This window comes from Pseudomonas sp. GW821-FHT09D08, assembly GCF_059416305.1.
The window spans coordinates 1-19,974 of record NZ_JBWKOX010000040.1; the positions used below are offsets into that span (position 1 = coordinate 1).

The 19,974-nt window shown below is 60.6% G+C and carries 17 protein-coding genes and 3 tRNA genes; 9 read left to right on the forward strand and 11 right to left on the reverse strand.

Annotation, left to right across the window (positions count from 1 at the left end; all coding sequences use genetic code 11):
• Window positions 1-87: 87 nt before the first annotated feature.
• A tRNA-Val gene (locus tag AC07OP_RS31395) sits at window positions 88-163 on the reverse strand.
• A gap of 159 nt (window positions 164-322) precedes the next feature.
• Between AC07OP_RS31395 and rdgC the strand changes: the two genes are divergently transcribed.
• The 3 genes from rdgC (at window position 323) to sugE (ending at window position 2,716) form a co-directional block, all read left to right on the forward strand.
• Complete coding sequence (gene rdgC / locus AC07OP_RS31400; protein ID WP_065939896.1) at window positions 323-1,243, forward strand: recombination-associated protein RdgC; 921 nt, start codon at window positions 323-325, stop codon at window positions 1,241-1,243.
• Between the two features lie 85 nt (window positions 1,244-1,328).
• The gene (locus tag AC07OP_RS31405; protein WP_115488137.1) at window positions 1,329-2,294 is read left to right on the forward strand and encodes a bile acid:sodium symporter family protein; all 966 of its coding nucleotides are present in this window, start codon (window positions 1,329-1,331) and stop codon (window positions 2,292-2,294) included.
• A gap of 107 nt (window positions 2,295-2,401) precedes the next feature.
• A complete protein-coding gene (sugE, locus tag AC07OP_RS31410) occupies window positions 2,402-2,716 on the forward strand; it encodes a quaternary ammonium compound efflux SMR transporter SugE (RefSeq protein WP_027607103.1) in 315 nt (104 codons plus the stop codon).
• A 115-nt stretch (window positions 2,717-2,831) separates the two neighbouring features.
• Here the strand turns inward: sugE and AC07OP_RS31415 are convergent, their stop codons facing one another.
• The 3 genes from AC07OP_RS31415 to AC07OP_RS31425 form a co-directional block, all read right to left on the reverse strand.
• Window positions 2,832-4,706: an MFS transporter gene (locus AC07OP_RS31415; protein WP_495103268.1), complete on the reverse strand. Its 1,875-nt coding sequence runs from the start codon at window positions 4,704-4,706 to the stop codon at window positions 2,832-2,834.
• Window positions 4,707-4,763: 57 nt separating this feature from the next.
• Entirely contained in the window at window positions 4,764-5,912 is a 1,149-nt protein-coding gene (locus AC07OP_RS31420; protein WP_495103267.1) for a TDT family transporter, read from the reverse strand.
• A gap of 88 nt (window positions 5,913-6,000) precedes the next feature.
• Entirely contained in the window at window positions 6,001-7,200 is a 1,200-nt protein-coding gene (locus tag AC07OP_RS31425; protein ID WP_098480066.1) for an MFS transporter, read from the reverse strand.
• Window positions 7,201-7,291: 91 nt separating this feature from the next.
• Here AC07OP_RS31425 and AC07OP_RS31430 point away from each other — a divergent pair, with 91 nt between their 5' ends.
• Window positions 7,292-7,831, forward strand: a complete 540-nt coding sequence (locus AC07OP_RS31430; protein WP_027607099.1) for a TetR/AcrR family transcriptional regulator — start codon at window positions 7,292-7,294, stop codon at window positions 7,829-7,831.
• A 66-nt stretch (window positions 7,832-7,897) separates the two neighbouring features.
• On the opposite strand, the gene AC07OP_RS31435 is transcribed toward AC07OP_RS31430, so the two are convergent.
• From AC07OP_RS31435 to AC07OP_RS31450, 4 genes are all read right to left on the reverse strand, one after another.
• Complete coding sequence (locus tag AC07OP_RS31435; RefSeq protein WP_012723134.1) at window positions 7,898-8,677, reverse strand: ABC transporter permease; 780 nt, start codon at window positions 8,675-8,677, stop codon at window positions 7,898-7,900.
• Window positions 8,674-9,606 (reverse strand): ABC transporter ATP-binding protein, encoded by a 933-nt coding sequence (locus AC07OP_RS31440; protein WP_027607098.1) that lies wholly within the window; start codon window positions 9,604-9,606, stop codon window positions 8,674-8,676. Before AC07OP_RS31440 ends, AC07OP_RS31435 begins: the two co-directional genes overlap by 4 nt.
• A 134-nt stretch (window positions 9,607-9,740) precedes the next feature.
• Window positions 9,741-10,358: a glutathione S-transferase family protein gene (locus AC07OP_RS31445; RefSeq protein ID WP_027607097.1), complete on the reverse strand. Its 618-nt coding sequence runs from the start codon at window positions 10,356-10,358 to the stop codon at window positions 9,741-9,743.
• 56 nt (window positions 10,359-10,414) lie between these two features.
• The gene (locus tag AC07OP_RS31450) at window positions 10,415-11,074 is read right to left on the reverse strand and encodes a transglutaminase-like domain-containing protein (protein ID WP_495103266.1); all 660 of its coding nucleotides are present in this window, start codon (window positions 11,072-11,074) and stop codon (window positions 10,415-10,417) included.
• 190 nt (window positions 11,075-11,264) lie between these two features.
• Here AC07OP_RS31450 and AC07OP_RS31455 point away from each other — a divergent pair, with 190 nt between their 5' ends.
• Window positions 11,265-13,712, forward strand: a complete 2,448-nt coding sequence (locus AC07OP_RS31455; RefSeq protein WP_495103265.1) for an acyl-CoA dehydrogenase — start codon at window positions 11,265-11,267, stop codon at window positions 13,710-13,712.
• Window positions 13,713-13,787: 75 nt separating this feature from the next.
• Complete coding sequence (locus AC07OP_RS31460; RefSeq protein ID WP_010567536.1) at window positions 13,788-14,195, forward strand: PA2817 family protein; 408 nt, start codon at window positions 13,788-13,790, stop codon at window positions 14,193-14,195.
• Between the two features lie 69 nt (window positions 14,196-14,264).
• Here AC07OP_RS31460 and AC07OP_RS31465 read toward each other — a convergent pair whose 3' ends face one another.
• The gene (locus tag AC07OP_RS31465) at window positions 14,265-15,197 is read right to left on the reverse strand and encodes a LysR family transcriptional regulator (RefSeq protein ID WP_092358551.1); all 933 of its coding nucleotides are present in this window, start codon (window positions 15,195-15,197) and stop codon (window positions 14,265-14,267) included.
• Between the two features lie 89 nt (window positions 15,198-15,286).
• On the opposite strand from AC07OP_RS31465, the gene AC07OP_RS31470 reads away from it, so the two are divergent.
• The 3 genes from AC07OP_RS31470 to AC07OP_RS31480 all read left to right on the forward strand — a co-directional run bounded on the left by AC07OP_RS31470 (window position 15,287) and on the right by AC07OP_RS31480 (window position 19,749).
• Window positions 15,287-15,913 (forward strand): alanyl-tRNA editing protein, encoded by a 627-nt coding sequence (locus AC07OP_RS31470; protein ID WP_098480063.1) that lies wholly within the window; start codon window positions 15,287-15,289, stop codon window positions 15,911-15,913.
• A 147-nt stretch (window positions 15,914-16,060) separates the two neighbouring features.
• On the forward strand, window positions 16,061-17,800 hold the full coding sequence (locus AC07OP_RS31475; protein ID WP_495103264.1) for a dipeptidase: 1,740 nt from the start codon (window positions 16,061-16,063) through the stop codon (window positions 17,798-17,800).
• Between the two features lie 209 nt (window positions 17,801-18,009).
• Entirely contained in the window at window positions 18,010-19,749 is a 1,740-nt protein-coding gene (locus AC07OP_RS31480) for a dipeptidase (RefSeq protein WP_495103263.1), read from the forward strand.
• Between the two features lie 70 nt (window positions 19,750-19,819).
• Here AC07OP_RS31480 and AC07OP_RS31485 read toward each other — a convergent pair.
• Window positions 19,820-19,895, reverse strand: a tRNA-Gly gene (locus tag AC07OP_RS31485).
• A gap of 3 nt (window positions 19,896-19,898) precedes the next feature.
• Window positions 19,899-19,974: transfer RNA gene (locus AC07OP_RS31490), tRNA-Glu, on the reverse strand.

Below are 19,974 nucleotides of genomic sequence, written 5' to 3' on the forward strand. Positions count from 1 at the left end.
GGACGGGACTCGAACCCGCGACCCCCGGCGTGACAGGCCGGTATTCTAACCGACTGAACTACCGCTGCGCGTAACACATGAAGCGAATGGTGGGTGATGACGGGATCGAACCGCCGACCCTCTGCTTGTAAGGCAGATGCTCTCCCAGCTGAGCTAATCACCCTTCGTCTCGGTGTGGCGCGCATTCTACGGAGCGACCTTATGTCTGGCAAGCACTTTCTTAAATCTTTTTTTTGAGGCCTTCCAATGGCTTAGGCAGGGTTGGCCTGGGGCGCTATCAAGAGAATAATGCCCCCCTTTGTATAAAGGAGAGACTCACCCCATGTGGTTCAAGAACCTGCTTATCTATCGCCTGACCCAAGATCTGCCTGTTGATGCCGAGGCGTTGGAAGCGGCCATGGCCACCAAACTGGCGCGCCCTTGTGCGAGCCAGGAGTTGACCACCTACGGTTTCGTCGCGCCTTTCGGTAAGGGCGAGGACGCTCCCCTGGTTCACGTCAGCGGTGACTTCCTGCTGATCGCCGCCCGCAAGGAAGAACGCATCCTGCCGGGTAGCGTGGTGCGTGACGCACTGAAAGAGAAAGTCGAAGAGATCGAAGCCGAGCAAATGCGCAAGGTTTATAAAAAGGAACGCGACCAGATCAAGGATGAAATCATCCAGGCCTTCCTGCCCCGCGCCTTTATTCGTCGCTCGTCGACCTTTGCCGCCATCGCGCCGAAACAGGGCCTGATCCTGGTGAACTCCGCCAGCCCGAAACGCGCCGAAGACCTGCTCTCCACCCTGCGGGAAGTGATCGGCACCCTGCCGGTTCGCCCACTCACCGTGAAGACCGCGCCCACCGCCATCATGACCGACTGGGTCACCACCCAGAAACCGGCCGCTGACTTCTTCGTCCTCGATGAGTGCGAACTGCGCGACACCCACGAAGACGGCGGCATTGTGCGTTGCAAGCGCCAGGACCTGACCGGCGAAGAAATCCAGTTGCACCTGACCACCGGCAAGGTCGTGACCCAGCTGTCCCTGGCCTGGCAGGACAAGCTGTCCTTCATGCTCGACGACAAGATGACCGTCAAGCGCCTGAAGTTCGAAGACCTGCTGCAAGACCAGGCGGAACAGGACGGTGGTGAAGAGGCCCTGGGTCAACTGGACGCCAGCTTCACGCTGATGATGCTGACCTTCGGTGACTTCCTGCCGGCGTTGATCGAAGCCCTTGGCGGCGAAGAAACCCCGCAAGGCATCTAAGCCGTGTGAAGATCAAATTGTGGGAGGGGCCCCTCCCACAGTTGATCGCAGTTGCACTTCAAGCATCTAACAACAAGGACACCCCATGCGCGCACTCGCCGCCTTGAGCCGCTTCGTCGGCAATACCTTCGCCTACTGGGTGTTGATCTTCGCCGTCGTGGCTTTCCTCGAACCCAGCTGGTTCATCGGCCTGAAAAGCGCCATCGTCCCGCTGCTGGGCCTGGTGATGTTCGGCATGGGGCTGACCCTCAAACTTGAAGACTTCGCCGAAGTCGCTCGCCACCCGTGGCGCGTGGCCCTGGGTGTAGTCGCGCATTTCGTGATCATGCCGGGGGTGGCCTGGCTGCTGTGCCAGGCCTTTCACCTGCCGCCGGAAATTGCCGTCGGCGTGATCCTGGTCGGTTGCTGCCCAAGCGGCACTTCCTCCAACGTGATGACCTGGCTGGCCCGTGGCGACCTGGCGCTGTCGGTGGCCATCGCTGCCGTCACCACCCTCCTCGCCCCGCTGCTCACCCCGGCGCTGATCTGGCTGTTGGCCTCGGCCTGGTTGCCGGTGTCGTTCATGGAGTTGTTCTGGTCGATCCTGCAAGTGGTGCTGCTGCCGATCGTGCTCGGCGTGGTCGCGCAACGCCTGCTCGGCGAGCGGGTCCGCCATGCGGTGGACGTGCTGCCCCTGGTGTCGGTGGTCAGCATTGTGATCATCGTCGCCGCGGTAGTGGCGGCCAGCCAGGCGAAAATTGCCGAATCGGGCCTGCTGATCATGGCTGTGGTGATGCTGCACAACAGCTTCGGCTACCTGCTGGGCTACTTCACCGGCCGCTTGTTCAAGTTGCCACTGGCCCAACGCAAGTCGTTGGCACTGGAAGTGGGCATGCAGAATTCCGGCCTGGGCGCCGCCTTGGCCAGCGCGCACTTTTCGCCGTTGGCGGCAGTGCCCAGTGCGTTGTTCAGTGTCTGGCACAATATTTCCGGGGCGTTGCTGTCGACGTATTTCCGCCGCATGAGCGAGAAGGAAGATCGCCGCGTACTGGAGAACACGCCGCAAACTTGATCGCATGATCAATATTCGGCACTCTACCGGGCTTCGCGGGGACGACCTCGCGACGCTGTCGAGGCGCACAATCCGGGGACGACCCCGCCTATGGAAGCGAGGTCATCATGTCCTGGATCATTCTGTTTTTTGCCGGTCTGTTCGAAGTCGGCTGGGCCGTCGGCCTGAAGTACACCGACGGTTTCAGCAAGCCACTGCCCACGGCCCTGACGATTGCCGCCATGGCCATCAGCCTCGGCCTGCTGGGGCTGGCCATGAAGGAACTGCCTCTGGGCACCGCCTACGCCATCTGGACCGGCGTGGGCGCGGTGGGCACCGTGATTGCCGGGATTGTCCTGTTCGGGGAGTCCATGGCGTTGTTTCGCTTAGCCAGTGTGGCGTTGATCATTTGCGGGCTTGTTGGGCTTAAGATCAGCGCTTAGGCCGCTACCGCCATCGTGGGCAAGCCCCCTCCCACATTTGACCGAGGTCTAGTGTGGGAGGGGCGGTGCGACGATTCGACTTGCCCCCGATGAGTCCGGAACATCCAGCACAGAACTACCTGACACTCCCCCGCAAAACACCCACCACCGCCTGCAACTGCGCAGGCGTAGCCGCCTCCACGGCAACAGGCTCACCCGCCACCAACACCACCCGCGACCAGATCCGATGAAAGAAGCCCTTATTCGGATCGCGGCTGAAGAAACTCCCCCACAGCCCCTGCAACGCCATCGGAATCACCGGCACCGGTGTCTCTTCCAAGATGCGCGTCACCCCACCACGAAACTCATTCATCTCGCCATCCGCTGTCAATTTGCCTTCCGGGAAGATACACACCAACTCCCCGTCCTTCAGGTACTGGGCAATGCGCGTGAAGGCCTTTTCGTAGATCTGGATGTCTTCGTTACGCCCGGCAATCGGAATCGCCCCGGCGGTGCGGAAGATAAAGTTCAGCACCGGCAAACGGTAGATCTTGTAGTACATGACAAAGCGAATCGGCCGACGCACCGCGCCACCGATCAACAACGCATCGACAAACGACACGTGATTGCACACCAGCAATGCAGCGCCTTCATCCGGGATAGCGTCAAGGTTGCGATGTTCCACACGGTACATGGAGTGGCTGAGCAGCCAGATCATGAAGCGCATGGTGAACTCGGGGACGATCCTGAAGATGTAGGCGTTGACCGCGATGTTGAGCAGCGACACCACCAGGAACAACTCCGGGATCGACAGCTTGGCCACGCTCAGCAGCAGGATCGACACGATCGCCGATACCACCATGAACAGCGCATTGAGAATGTTGTTGGCGGCGATCACCCGCGCCCGCTCGTTCTCGGCGGTACGCGACTGGATCAGCGCGTACAGCGGCACGATATAGAAGCCGCCGAACACCCCCAGGCCAAGGATATCGAACAACACCCACCAGGCCTGGCCGTAGCTGAGCACCGCGAGCCAATCGTTGGCCTGGACGTTCTGCGGGAAACCGCCGGAATGCCACCACAGCAGCAGGCCGAACACCGTCAGGCCGAACGAGCCAAACGGCACCAGGCCGATTTCCACCTTACGCCCGGAGAGTTTTTCGCAGAGCATCGAGCCCAGGGCGATGCCCACCGAGAACACCGTGAGGATCAGGGTGACCACGGTTTCATCGCCGTACAACCATTCCTTGGCGTAGGCCGGGATCTGCGTCAGGTAGATCGCGCCGACAAACCAGAACCATGAGTTACCGACAATCGAGCGCGACACCGCCGGCGTCTGCCCCAGGCCCATGCGCAGCGTGGCCCAGGACTGGGTGAAGATATTCCAGTCCAGGCGCAGTTGCGGCGTGGATGCCGCCGCCCGTGGAATGCTGCGGCTGGCCAGGTAACCCAGCACCGCCACGCCGACAATCGCCACCGCCACGATCGGCGCGTAATGGGTGGACGACATCATGATCCCGGCGCCAATGGTGCCGGCCAGGATGGCCAGGAACGTCCCCATCTCCACCAGGCCGTTGCCACCTACCAGCTCATCTTCGTGCAGGGCCTGGGGCATGATCGAGTACTTCACCGGACCGAACAGCGCCGAGTGGGTACCCATGGCAAATAACGCCAGCAGCATCAATTCCAAATGGTTGAACAGGAAGCCTGTGGCACCGACGGCCATGATCACGATCTCGCCGATCTTGATCGCACGGATCAACGCATCCTTGTTGAATTTTTCGCCAAACTGCCCGGCCAGCGCCGAAAACAGGAAGAACGGCAGGATAAACAGCAAGGCGCACAGGTTGACCCAAATGCTGCGGTCACCGTCGATGGTGAGCTTGTAGAGAATCGCCAGGATCAGCGATTGCTTGAAGATGTTGTCGTTGAAAGCGCCCAGCAACTGGGTGATGAAAAACGGCAGGAAGCGCCGTGTGCGCAGCAAGGTGAATTGTGAGGGGTGGCTCATCGTCCGTGTTCCTGCGTGGCCTAATAGTTATCAGGCCACGACTTTACCTAACTCCGCTTACTTATTCCCTAGTCCTGCAATGCACGGCGAAACAAAAAGCTCGCCTTTATAGGCGCCCTGCACAGTGCGCTTGGCCACGATCAGCCACATCAGCGCCAACGCCGCCACCAACAGGCTACCGAAGGCGCTGAAGAAGCCCAGGTGCAGCAGGCTCGCCAGCTTCAGCGTGGCCAGGGCGTACACTCCCAATGGGAAGGTAAAGCCCCACCAACCGAGGTTGAACGGGATACCGCCGCGCAGGTAACGCAGGGTGATCAATACTGCGATCAGCATCCACCACAAGCCGAAGCCCCACAGGGTGATGCCTGCGACCAGGCCGAGCCCATTGGCTATTTCACCCACGCCGGGCAAGCCATTGGCGGCAAAGATCGCCGGAGCATCGCCGCCCAGCAACAACATGCCCAGGGCACCGGTACCGATCGGGCCCAACGCCAGCCAGCTCGACGCCGCCATGTTGGCGTGAGGCAGTTTGTGCAGGGCCATGCGCAACATCAGGATGGTCAGGATGCTGAACGCCACCGGCAGGGAAAACGCCCACAACACGTAGCTGGTCACCAGCATCACCAGTTGCGAATGAGTGTCCGCCAGGTGCGGCGCGAGCAAGCCGCCGCTGGCTGCGGCGACTTCGGCCGCCACCACCGGCAGCAGCCAGACCGCAGTCATCTGGTCGATGCTGTGTTCCTGGCGGGTGAACATCATGAAGGGAATCAGCACACCGCAGGCCAGGGCCATCGCCACATCCAGCCACCACAGGGCTTCGGCCAGCGCGATCACATCGGCGCCCCAACGCGGCAGGCCAAACAGCAGCAAGCCATTGAGAATGGTCGCCAGGCCCATGGGGATGGTGCCGAAGAACATGGAGACCGTGGAGTGCCCGAAAATCCGCCGCGCCTCGTGGAAAAACATCACCCAGCGCGCGGTATACAAGGCACTGAACAGAATGAACAGGCCAATGGTGAACCACCACAGTGCTTCGGCAATGGCCTGCACACCTGGCAGGTTGACCGGCCATTGCGCCAGGGCCAGCGCCAGCACCCCGGTGCCCATGGTCGCGGCGAACCAGTTGGGGGTGAATTGGCGAATCACTTCCCGAGGCCGGGTCAGGTGACTGAAGGGTTTGTAGCTGATGGTCGTCGAGCAGTTCATGATGGCAATCCTCTTCCTCGCATGAGGTTGAGGCCATGGTAGAACCTGATCGAATATCTATATAACGGGTAATATCTCTAACTGTTATCTACTTTACAGATATGCAGGCCGCCTTGGATTTTGCCGAATCCTGCAGCAGCAAGGCGACCAACGCCCCGAGGGCCAGCAGGATCAGTACGGCGCCGTAACCGTCGGTGGTGACGATCAGGCCAAAGCGGCGAATCAGGTTGCCCGCCAGCAGCGAAGGCAAGCAGAACGCCAAATAACTCAGCACATAGAATGCCGACATCAAGCCTGCCCGTTCATGGGGCAAAGCCAGCGGCACCACACTGCGCAATGCGCCGAGAAAGCCGGCGCCAAAGCCGCTGCCGGCGATCAATGTGGCGATAAAAAACAGCGGCAGGCTGGCGCTGTGCACCGCCGTAAGGATCAGCGCCACCCCCACCGCCAGCAGCGTCGCGCCCAGGCGCAGCACCTTGCTGGCCGGGCGATTGCGCAGGGTGAAGATCATCAGCGCCCCGCTCAACGTCAGCACCGCCACCAGGCCGCCACCGATAAGGTTCGATGTAGAGCCTGTCGCCGCCCGTACCAGCGACGGCGCCAGGGACAGGTAAAAGCCCCCCATCGCCCACACCGCCACGTCCACCGGCAATGACAGCCACAACGCGCGACGCGCCTGGGGCGGCACATGCAGCGTGGGGCGCAGCGAGGCCAGTGCACCGGGAATACGATCAACGGTTTCCGGCAGGCGCCACACATACAGCGCCTGCATCAGCATCAGCGCCAGCAGCGTCCAGTAGATCAACTGCGTCGGCAGTGGCGCGAACTCCGCCAGCACACTGCTGCCCATCGCACCGCACGCCATGCCCAGCAGAGGTGCCACGCTGTTGACCAGCGGGCCCTGCTGGCGGTCGGTGTCGAGCAAGGCCGCGCCCAGCACCGCCGTGGCCATGCCGGTGGCAAACCCCTGTACGGTACGCGCTGCGATCAGCCAGGCCACGCTGTCTTCATTGATAAACAGCAGCATCGCCAACATATTCAGGACCAATGCCGTAAAAATCACGGGCCTGCGTCCCAGGTGGTCCGACAGCGAGCCCACGGTCAACAGCGCCGCCAACAGGCTCAAGGCGTACACGCCAAAGATCAGCGTGAGCGTGCCCGCCGAAAAATGCAGCCCCTCCTGATACAGGTGATACAACGGTGTCGGCGCACTGGAAGCGGCGAGAAACGTCAGCAACGTGACCGCGAGGAACACCAGGCTGGAACGATGAGAAGTGAGGCTGGACATGGGCACGCTCCGCTAAAGCTAATTTTTTGCTTTTGCGGAGTGTGCTACTCGCCGGCGCTTAAAGCAAATTCTTTGTGTTAAGGTCACAAGCATGGCGATAAAAGAAGGCCTCCGCCCGGGGGGCCGCAGTGCCCGGGTACAGGAATCAGTCCATTCGGCCGTGCGTGAATTGCTCGAAACCCATGAGCGCTCCAGTGTCACGGTGCCGATGATTGCCGCACGCGCAGGCGTCACGCCGTCGACTATCTACCGGCGCTGGGGCGACCTCTCGGTGCTGCTCGCGGATGTGGCCCTGGCGCGTATGCGCCCCGACAGCGAGCCCGCCAACACCGGCAGCCTGCGTGGCGACTTGCGGGCATGGGCCGAGCAATACCTGGATGAGATGAGTTCGGAGCCGGGCCGCAACATGATGCGCGACCTGCAATGCAGGGGGACGCCGGGCTACTGCGTGAGCATCTTGAGTGGGCAGCTTCAGGCGATTGTCGACCGTTATCCGCACCAGTCGCCACCAAGCGTGGACCACTTGATCAATCTGCTGGCAGCACCGACGGTGTTTCGTATTCTGTTCTCAAGCGCGCCGCTGACGGTTGAAGAACTGCACGCGCTGATCGAGCTGGCTCTGCAGGCCTGAAGACCTGAAACAAAACCAAATGTGGGAGGGGGCAAGCCCCCTCCCACATTTTTTGACCGCGCTTTATCAGGTACGCATCCCGCGCCCGCTCACCAGCAGCTTCGCGCAACCGATATACAACACCACCGTCGCCACCAGCATGAAGGTGATCGCCACGCTGATCTTGATATCCGACACGCCCAGGATGCCGTAGCGGAAGGCGTTGACCATGTGCAGCACCGGGTTGGCCAGCGACACGGTCTGCCAGAACGGCGGCAGCAAGGTGATGGAGTAGAACACCCCGCCCAGGTAGGTCAGCGGCGTCAGCACGAAAGTCGGGATGATCGAGATGTCATCGAAATTGCGTGCGAACACGGCGTTGATAAACCCCAGCAGCGAGAAGATCGTCGCCGTCAGCACCACCACCAGAATGGTGACGCCGAGGTGATGCACCTGCAGGTGGGTGAAGAACAGCGACAGCAGCGTCACGATCACACCCACCATCAAGCCGCGCAGTACGCCACCCAAGGTGTAGCCAATCAGGATGGTGTGGGGCGATACCGGCGAGACCATCAGCTCTTCGATGGAGCGCTGGAACTTGCTGCCGAAGAAACTGGAGACCACGTTGCCGTAGGAGTTGGTGATCACCGACATCATGATCAGGCCCGGCACGATGTACTCCATATAGGTGAAACCACCCATGTCGCCGATCTGCCGACCGATCAGGTTACCGAAGATCACAAAGTACAACACCATGGTGATCGCCGGCGGCAGCAGGGTCTGCGGCCAGATCCGGGTAAAGCGCTTCACTTCGCGGTAGACGATGGTCTGCAGTGCGACAAGGTTGGGCTGCAGCTCAGAACTCATACCGCCACCTTCGTCAGATTTTTCTCCACCAAGGACACGAACAACTCCTCAAGGCGATTGGTTTTATTACGCAGGCTCAGCACGTCGATGTTCTGCGCCGCCAACTGGGTGAACAACGCGGTGATGCCCATGGCTTTATCCACCTGGACTTCCAGGGTATGGCTGTCCACCAGGCGGCTGGGGTAACCGAGCAATTGCGGCGGTGCCGACAGGTTGTTCTTCAGGTCGAGCAGGAAGGTTTCCACATGCAGTTGGCCCAGCAGGTTACGCATGCTGGTGTTCTCGACGATGGTGCCGTGGTCGATGATGCCGATGTTGCGGCACAGCTGCTCAGCCTCTTCCAGGTAATGGGTGGTGAGGATGATGGTGATGCCCTTCTCGTTCAGCTCGGTGAGGAAGGTCCACATCGAGCGACGCAGTTCGATATCCACGCCGGCGGTGGGCTCATCGAGGATCAACAGGCGCGGTTCATGCACCAGCGCACGGGCAATCATCAGGCGACGCTTCATGCCGCCGGACAGCGACCGGGACGGCACGTCGCGCTTGTCCCACAGGCCCAACTGGGTCAGGTATTGCTCGGCGCGCTCCTTGGCAACTTTCGCCGGGATGCCGTAGTAACCAGCCTGGGTCACGACAATGTCGAAAGTCTTTTCAAACTGGTTGAAGTTGAATTCCTGGGGCACCACGCCGATGGAACGCTTGAGCGCCGCCGGGGATTTGTCCAGGTCGTGGCCGAAGATATTCACCGTGCCGCTGGTCTTGTTGACCAGAGTGGAGAGGATACCGATGGTGGTGGATTTGCCGGCGCCGTTGGGGCCGAGCAAGGCGAAGAAGTCACCTTCGGCAACGTCCAGATCGATACCACTCAGGGCCTGGAAACCGTTGCCGTAGGTTTTGGTTAGCTGCCGGATGGACAGAGCGGAACTCATATCGGAATACGCACCAAAGAAGGGAATAGAAAGAGTAGATGAGGGCGCAGCGCACGTAGTTCAACGGCGGCGCATGACAGGCATGGTGCTTGCCCGCGCCGCACAAGTACAGTCACCTGTATTAATAGTCAGTATTAAGTCAACGCGGTCATGACCGCCTTGCGGTAGGCCGGGCGCTGTTGCAGGCGCTGGTACCAGGCCTCCAGATGGGGCATCGCAGGGCGCTCGATGGGCATCTCGAACCAGGCGTAGATAAAGCAGCCGAGGGGAATATCACCCATGCCGAAGGTCTCGCCCGACAGGTAAGGCTGCTCGGCCAATGCATCGTCAACGGTACTCAGTGCATCGATACAGGCCTGACGCCCGGCGTTGATGCTGCCCCAGTCCTGCTTCTCCGCCGGGGTGCGCACAACGCCCCAGAACACGGCCTTGAACGGCTCGGCGAGGGTCGAGGTGGTCCAGTCCATCCATTTCTCGGCGCTGGCACGCGCCTGCAGGTCGCTCGGGTATAACCCCGACGCGTGTTTGGCGCAGAGGTAGCGCACGATGGTGTTGGACTCCCACAGCACAAAGTCGCCATCCTCGATCATCGGCACCCGGCCATTCGGGTTCAATGCCCGGTATTGCGGCGTGTCCACCACGCCAAAAGCCCCGCCCGCATCAATTGCCTCATAGTCCAGGCCGAGTTCCTCGGCGCACCACAGTGCTTTCCTGACGTTTGATGAATTTTTACGACCCCAGATTTTCAGCATGACCGCGCCTTTTTGTTGATGAACATGGCTGGATGAACGCAGCAGCATACGCCGGTTCACCCGCGGCTCAAATCGCTCTGCATGTCGCCCAACAAGGCCGGCATCTGTTCGGCAAACAGGTGCGGGTAACATTTCTCCAGATGGGCGAAGAAGAAATCCTCGGGCACATCGGGAAACTGCCCATGGTCCACCACGTACTCCATCAAGCGCTGCCCCTGGCGGTTGAATGCATGGAACACGCTGTCGTTGATCCCGTCGAAGTCCAGCGGTGGTACGTCGAACACCTCACAGAGTTGGCGGTTGAACGCCGGCGTCGCCTTGACCCAACGGCCGTCCAGGTAAAACTCGGTGTAGCCATGCATGGCGAACACATCGCTTTTGAGCAACGCGATCAGGCGCGGTGTCGACAGATGATTGCGCACATCCGCAAGACCGATGCGCGCCGGGATGCCGCAGTGGCGGGCGCAGGCGGCGAGCAAGGTGGCCTTGGGCACGCAATAGCTTTCGCCGGCGGCCAGGGCAAAGCTGGCGCTGAGGCTGCCGGGGTCGCGGCTGAAGGTGTAGGGGTTGTAGCGAATCGCCTCACGCACGGCGTAATAGAGACTGACCGCCTGGTCACGTAAATTCGCACTGGCGCCGCGGTGTTTTTCGGCGAACTCCACCACCGCAGGGTGGTCACTATCGATGAAGCAGCTGGGACTCAGGTATGTATCCATGAGCTTGATCTCCGAAGGAAGCCTGGAGTTTAACGACAGGCCCGCCACGGAGATAACGACGATTCGGCCAAATGTCGGCGCCTGATGCCAGGTGTTCCCAGTACAACTTGTAACACCCTGATCACCCGCTTGTTCGGATGCCGACTAAGCTCCCTGGTGGTTTCGCCCCTGGTTTCACGGAGGATTGAATATGCTGTTGTTGTGGATACTGGTTCTGGTGGTCGGCATTGCCTACCTGGCACATCGCCGCGTCGCCCCCCTGCCCGCCCTGGGCGTGGTCGCCGTTTACCTGCTGGCGATGGGCGCCTGGAGCCATGCACCGGGGTGGCTGCTGCTGATTTTCTGGGTATTGATCGCTGTGGTGGCCGCGCCCTTGCTGCTGCCGGACCTGCGCCGCCAATACTTCACCAAGCCGCTGTTCAGCTGGTTCCAGAAAGTCTTGCCGCCGATGTCCGAGACCGAGCGCGACGCCATCGACGCCGGCACCGTGTGGTGGGACGGCGAACTGTTCAGCGGTCGTCCCGACTGGGACAAGCTGCTGGCCTACCCCAAGGTCCAACTGACCGAGGAAGAACAGGCCTTTATCGACGGCCCCACCGAAGAACTCTGCGCCATGGTCAGCGACTGGGAAATCGGCCAGGCCATGGACCTGCCGCCGGCCGCATGGGAGCACATCAAGACCCACGGTTTCTTCGCCCTGATCATTCCCAAGGAATATGGCGGCAAGGGCTTCTCCGCTTATGCCCACTCCCAGGTCGCGATGAAACTCGCCACCCGCAGCGGCGACCTGGCCTCCACCGTGATGGTGCCCAACTCCCTCGGCCCGGCCGAATTGCTGTTGCATTACGGCACCGACGAACAACGCAACCACTACCTGCCGCGCCTGGCGCGTGGCGATGACATCCCCTGCTTCGCCCTCACCGGCCCGCTGGCCGGTTCCGATGCCGGCGCCATGCCTGACACGGGCGTGATCTGCAAAGGCGAATGGGAAGGCAAGGAAACCCTCGGCCTGCGCCTGAACTGGGAAAAACGCTACATCACCCTTGGTCCGGTCGCGACCCTGCTGGGCCTGGCCTTCAAGGCTCATGACCCGGACCACCTGCTGGGGGAAGAAGAAGACCTGGGTATCAGCCTGGCGCTGATCCCTACCGACACCCCCGGCGTGGAAATCGGCCGTCGCCACCTGCCCCTCGGCGCCGCGTTCATGAACGGCCCCAACTCCGGCAAGGATGTGTTCATCCCCCTGGAATACCTCATCGGCGGCCAGGAAATGCTCGGCAAAGGCTGGATGATGCTGATGAACTGCCTGTCGGTCGGCCGGTCGATCTCCCTGCCCGCCGTGGGCACCGGCGCTGCCAAGTTCACCAGCCTGGTCACCGGCCAGTACGCTCAGGTGCGCGAGCAGTTCAACGTACCGCTGTCAGCCTTCGAAGGTATCCAGGAAGCCCTGGCGCGCATCGGCGGCAACGCCTGGCTGATGGACAGCGCACGCATGCTCACCGCCAATGCCGTGGACCTTGGGGAAAAACCCTCGGTGCTGTCGGCGATCCTCAAGTACCACCTGACCGAACGCGGCCGTGAGTGCATCAGCCACGCCATGGACGTACACGGCGGCAAGGGCATCATCATGGGCCCGAACAACTACCTGGGCCGCAGCTGGCAGGGCGCGCCGATCTTCATCACCGTGGAAGGCGCGAATATCCTCTCGCGCAACCTGATGATCTTCGGCCAGGGTGCCATCCGCTGCCACCCGTTCGTGCTCAAGGAAATGGCGTTGGCCGGTCGTGAGGACCACGATCAGGCGCTGAAGGAGTTCGACGGGCTGCTGATGCAACACATTGGTTTTGCCGTGAGCAATGCCGCCAGCACCCTGGTGCTGAACCTCGGCGTGGGGCACTTCGAGAAGGCCCCGGGCAACCGTTTGAGCCAGGGTTATTTCCGCGCATTGAACCGCCAGGCTGCCGCGTTCGCGCTGCTGGCAGACCTGAGCATGATGCTGCTGGGCGGCGAGTTGAAACGCCGCGAACGCCTGTCGGCACGCCTGGGTGACGTGCTGAGCCATATGTACCTGGCGTCGGCGGCACTCAAGCGTTACCACGACCTGGATTCGCCGGATCACCTGGAACCGCTGTTCGCCTGGGCCATGGAAGAAAGCCTCGGCGAGTCCGAGCGTGCGCTGGATGAGCTGCTGAGCAACTTCCCGAATAAAGTGCTGGGCTGCCTGCTGCGGGTGATTGTGTTCCCGTTCGGGCGTCGCCATACCGGTCCGTCCGATGCGCTGGATGCCGAAGTGGCCGCGGTGATTGGCCGCGCCAAAGGCGACCCGACCCTGGAAGAATTGCTGGCCGGCTGCTACCGCCCGCAATCGGCAGACGATCCGGTGGGCGCGCTGCAACACGCCTACGACCTGCTGGGTGCCAGCCACCCACTGCAGAAAAAACTGCATGCCGCGCTCAAAAGCGGCCAGGTCAAACCGACTGCCGGCGAGCACGCCATCGACGCCGCGCTGCACGCCGGCGTGCTGCAACCGGCGGAAGCGCAAGCCTTGCGTGACGCCGAAGCGGCACGACGCAAGGTGATCGACGTGGATGATTTCAGCAAGGAAGAGCTGGTACACGCCGAAGGTAAAGTCCGCTGAGTCCGGCGGTCATATAAAAACGGGCGCGAGAGGCATATACTCTCGCGCCCGTTTTTGCTTTAGAGGACTTATCTCGTGTCCAACGTCGTTGCCGATCATCTCGTCTTGCTCGACCACCTGCGCAGCATCCTGGTTGCCGTCGGCGAAGCCGAACAGGTACCCGAGGAAAGCCACACCCTGTTCCTGGAGCGCTTCGACGAACTGCGCGCCCTGCTGCCGATCGACCCGATCGAAAGCCAGTACCTGGGCCAGGACCTGATGAGCCAGGTCATCCTGCGCTACCCGCAGATCGCCCACCTGGTCCCGCGCGACCTGCTGTGGTTCTTCGGCGGCGATTGCCTGCACTTCATGCCCGACGAAGAACTGGACCTGTACCAGGCCCTGGAAGAGCGTCGCTTTGAAGCCGAACAAAACGACGAACCCTTCGACTGGAACCAGGAAAAGCAACTGCTGGCCATGCCGCAGGACCAAAGCAAACACTGATTGTTCAAGACACTGCTCAACTGAATGCGGGAGGGAGCAAGCCCTCCTCCCACATTTTCGGCCACGCACCTATCGACGGCGCAATGTCGGCTCCCTCGCCATGCACTCCACCAGATAATCGATAAACACCCGCAGCTTCGGCGGCAGGTAACGCGTGGGCGAATGCAACAACCACGCCTCGCCATGGTAGGACGCAATAAAGTCCCACCCGGGCAGCACCTGTACCAAACGCCCCTCCTCCAACGCATGACGCGCGGTGAAATACGGCAAGCTGCCAATTCCCACGTGCTGCAACACCGCATCCAGCCGAACGCCGGTGTGGTTCGCCGCATAACGTCCACGCACGCCAACCGTCACCGCCTTGCCGCCCTGGCGGAATTTCCAGCGCGAGTCACCCGGTGTTTCCCCCAGGTAGATACAACTGTGCTCCAGCAAATCATGGGGATGACTCGGCGTGCCATGCTCGGCCAGGTACTGCGGTGTCGCGCACAGCAAGTGCTCGATGGGCAATAGCTGTCGCCCGACCAGCCCCGGTGGCGGACTGTCGGTGATGCGAATGCTCAGGTCGACATTGTCGTCGATCAGGTCTACATGCCGGTCTTCAAGGATCAGTTGCACATCCACCTTGGGATAACGCCGCAGGAACTCCGGCATATGCGGGTGCACCACAAACCGCCCGACCGCCTTCGGCACACTGACCCGCACCAGGCCCTCGGCCTCGTGGGCGAACTGGCCGCTGATTTCCATCACTGAGCGCGCCGCGCTGACCATCTCCTGGCAGCGCTTGAAGACCTCCTCACCGGCTTCACTCAGGCGCAATTTGCGTGTGGTGCGTTGCAACAAGCGGGTAGCCAGGGCCTTTTCCAGGCGCGAGATGCTACGGCTCACCGCCGACGGCGAAACGCTCAACTGCCGCGCCGCTTCGGAGAAGCTGCCGGTCTCCACTACCTTGACGAAAATCGCCATTTCGCCCAGCAGCGGCAAAGGAAGATTGATGCTCATGACGCACAGGTCCATTGATAATTGAGTGGATTATCACCTATCCACGCACTATTTATACTCCCCGCAGAACCCTGATGCGGATGTAGAAAATGACCGAGCGCCTGTTTTTCACCCATGACCACCTGACCGCCGAGCTTGAAGTACTCAGTTGCACCCCCTGCGAGGGCCAGTTTGCGGTCGTTTTGCAATCGACGATTTTTCATCCCCAAGGCGGTGGCCAGCCGTTCGATACCGGCTGGCTGGGCGATAGCCAGGTGCTGCGAGTCACCCAGGAAACCGATCGCGTGGTGCACTATGTCAACCAACCGGTGGAACCGGGCCCCATCACCGCGCGAGTCGACGAACCGCGCCGAACCCTGCACACCCGCCTGCACTCCGCCGGGCATTTGATCGGCAACGCCGGCGAAACCCTGGGTTGGCTGCCGATCAAGGCGCACCACTGGCCAGGTGAAGGCAAGATCACTTTTATCCGTGGCGAAACCGCGCAAGCCATGGACGCCGAGATCATTCAACAGCAGATCAACCAATGGATCGCCGCCGACTATCCGCGCCATATGGCCCTGGACGACGGCACCCGCGAAGTGGGCTTCGGTGATCTGCCCACCTACGCTTGCGGCGGTACCCATGTGCAAACGCTGGGCGAGTTGGGTCAGGTAACGATCCTGGCGCTTTCGGAGAAAAAGGGCGCGTTGTCGGTGCGTTACAGCCTGGACTAAAGCACGGGGTCGAGGGTGATATCGAGTTTTTAGATAAGCCTCCCAGTGGCCTCCCGGGCACACCTTGGCAGTGGTAGTGTGTCGAAATATTTCTGACACGTTGATCAGGAATCCCCTATTTCCCTTTGCAAAGGAATGCCCCTGACCATGCACTTTCGACTCAAGCAATTGGCGGCTGCCACTCTGTTCGCGGCCGGCCTTTCGGTGATGACCGCACCTGCCTTTGCCAACATCACCCCAGAGCAAAGCACAGCGATTCTGAAGAGCTTCAGCGAAACGTCGGTCACGGATTTCCGTGGTTTCCTCGGCACCCTGGCCAAAGGCGACCTGGGCAAGGCCGACGACGTAGGCCCGGCGATCGGTGCCTTCCTCGATAACAAAACCCTGACCGCCGACCAGCAGAACGAGATCCATCGCCTGCTGGGTATTTATACCCGAGTGAAATACGGCAAGGACGCCTTAGCTACCTTGCGCGAACTGGTGGAAATCCCGACCTTCAACGTGGACGGCGTGCCACAGTACAAAAATCCGGAATTCATCCGGATTGCCGACAAGATTCAGGCCCTGGCCAAGACCTTCAACCTGAACTTCCGTAACGTCGACAACCGCGTGTACGAGATCTCCCTGGCAGGCAGCGGCGACGAAGTGGTGGGCATCCACGCTCACGCCGACGTGGTGCCGGTGACGCCGGAGAACTGGGTCTTGAAAGACGGCACCAGGCTCGACCCGTTCAAGGTCACGCTGATCGACGACCGCATGTATGGCCGGGGCACCGAGGATGACAAAAACGGCATCGTGGTGGCGATGTACGCCATGAAGGTGATCAAGGAAGAAAAGTTGCCGCTGGCACGCAACTTCAAACTGCTGGTGGACACCACCGAAGAAACTTCCGGCGACGCGATCCCCTATTACTTCGAACGCAATCCGACGCCGCAGTACAACCTGGCGCTGGATGGCGGCTACCCGGTGGTAATTGCCGAAAAAGGTTACGGCACTGTCATGGCCACCTTCCCGCGCCGCAATGGGGAAGGCCAAGGCGCGGAAATCATCGCGATGACCGGCGGCATGGCCACCAACCAGATTCCCTCGGCCTCGGTTGCCACGTTGATCAGCGACACCCCTGCCGAACTGGCCGCCAGCCTGCAAAAAGCCGGTGCGGAGTACGCCAAACGCAACGGCGGTGACTTCGAAGTGACAGCCAAGGTGGTCGGTAAAGAGGTCAAGCTGACAGTGACCGGGGTTTCCGCGCACTCCTCCGAGCCGGAATCCGGTATCAACCCGGTGTCACGCATGCTGGAGCTGATCCACAGCGTCGACGGCAAGATCGCCCTCAAGCACAACCACATCACCGACGCGGCCCGTTATGCCTCGGACAACTGGGGCCTGGATTATCTGGGCGGCAAATTGGGCGTAGGTTTCTCCGATGATTTCATGGGGCCGCTGACCACCTCGCTGACCTTTGTCGGCCTGGATGACAAAGCCTTCAAGCTGGCGGTGAACCTGCGTGTACCAAAGGGCAAATCGCCGGAGAAACTGAAAGCCGAGATTTCCGACAAGTTGAGCACCTGGGACAAGCAAACCAAGGTCAATGTGGACTTCACTTACTCGGTCGCCGAACCGATGTACCGCAATCCGGAAGGTGAGTGGGTGAAGGCCTTGTTGGCCGTGGCCAGCGAAAACCTGGGCATGGAGCACAAATTCGGCACCTCGGCCGGCGCGACGTCCGTGCATGAACTGCCCAATGGCGTGCAATTCGGCCTGGCGCGGCCGGAAGTGAAGTACACCGGGCACACCGACAATGAGTTCAAGACGGTCGACCAGTTCTTGCTGGATCTGCAGATCGTCACCGAAATGATGGGGCGTATCGGACAGTTGCCGAAACTCTGAAACCTCTGCTCTCACCCATATGAAAACGCCGCTCCCCCCTCAGAGCGGCGTTCTTGTCTGGGCAGAACATGCGTAGGAAACCTCCTGTTTTGCTCGACCTCAGCCCCTATGAGTCTTTCAGGCTGCTGTTCGACACCACTTTCCATGGCATTGGGTGCTAGTTTCGACAGGCCTCTCCAACTACCTACGCAGATAGGAGTGCCATAATAATGAACAACCCACTCAAAGCACTGCTCGCCGCCACCGCGCTGGCCGGCAGCCTTTCAACATTCTCCCTGCCCACATACGCCAACATTACCCAGCAGCAGAGTTCAGTCATTCTCTCGACTTTCAGTGAGGCATCGTTCACCGATTTTCGTGAGTTCCTGAGACGCCTGGGCACCAGCAGCCTCGCCGTCAGCCAAACACTCGCACCGGCAATCAATGCCTTCCTCGATGCCAAGGACCTTACCAACGAGCAGCAAAACCAGCTTCATCGACTGCTTGGCTTGTATGCACGACTCAAATACCGTGATGCAGCCATCGATACCCTGGGTGAACTGGTGGCCATCCCAACCTTCCGCGTGGAAGGCGTCGCTCAGCATGAAAATCCCGAGTTCCTTCGGTTCGCCTACACCCTCGAACGCATCGCCCGATCGTTCAACCTGACATTTCGCAACGTCGACAACCGCGTATATGAAATATCCCTGGGCGATAGCGGCAACGAGGTCGTGGGAATCCATGCGCATGCCGACGTGGTACCAGCCGATCCAGAGGACTGGGTGCTTGAAGACGGCACACGCCTCGATCCATTCCAGGTTACTCAGGTAGGTAACCGCCTGTATGGCCGAGGCACGGAGGATGACAAAAACGGGATCGTCGTGGCGCTATATGCAATGAAAGTTATCAAGGAAGAACAACTGCCGCAGGTACGCAGTTTCAAACTACTGGTGGATACCACCGAGGAGATCGCCGGCGATGCGATCGCCTACTACTTTTCACGCAACCCAACCCCCGACTACAACATCGCACTCGATGGCGGCTATCCCGTGGTGATCGCCGAGAAGGGCTACGGCACGCTAGTTACCCATTTCCCCCGGCGCGACGCACAGGGCAAGGGCGCCGAAATCACCTCCGTGACGGGAGGACTTGCCGCGAACCAGATCCCGCGGACGGCCGTCGCGACTTTTGCAGATGACAACCCGGCACAATTGGCGGCCGTCCTGCAAAAGACTGGCGCCGACTATGCCAAGGGCAATGGCGGCGACTTCGAGGTGACCGCCGAGGTCGTCGGCAAGGACGTCAAGCTAACGGTTACGGGGGTTGCGGCCCATTCCTCGGAACCCGAGTCAGGTGTAAACCCCGTCGCCAGGATATTGGGCCTGACCCACGAGTTGGCGGGAAAGATCGCCCTCAAGCGCAACCACATCACTGACGCAGCGCGCTACGCCACCGACAACTGGGGCCTGGATTACCTGGGCAACAAACTGGGGATTGGCTTTACCGATACATTCATGGGGCCACTGACCACCTCCTTGACCTATATCGGTATGGACGAAAAAGCTTTCACCGTGACGGTCAATCTGCGAGTGCCGAAGGGCAGGGCCACAGAAGTACTCAAAACCGATATCGATGAAAAGCTGCGAGCCTGGAGCCAACAGACCGGGGTGGCGATGACCATCGATTGCTCGATTGCCGAGCCGATGCACCGCAACTCCGAGGGTGAATGGGTCAAAGCATTGCTGGCCGTGGCCACCGAGAACCTTGGCATGGAGCCCAAGTTCGGCGCGTCCGCAGCCGCTACATCGGTGCATGACCTGCCCAACGGCGTGCAATTCGGCCTTGCCAGACTCGATACCAAATATACCGGCCACACCAACGGTGAATTCAAGACAGTCGACCAGTTCCTCCTGGATTTGCAGAACGTGACCGAGATGATGGGGCGAATCGGGCAAATGCCCAAGCTCTGACGACGAGGTCTTTATAAATCAAGCACAAACAAAAACGCCGATCATCACTGATCGGCGTTTTTGTTGAATATGGAGCGGGAAACGAGACTCGAACTCGCGACCCCGACCTTGGCAAGGTCGTGCTCTACCAACTGAGCTATTCCCGCAAATGGCGTCCCCTAGGGGACTCGAACCCCTGTTACCGCCGTGAAAGGGCGGTGTCCTAGGCCACTAGACGAAGGGGAC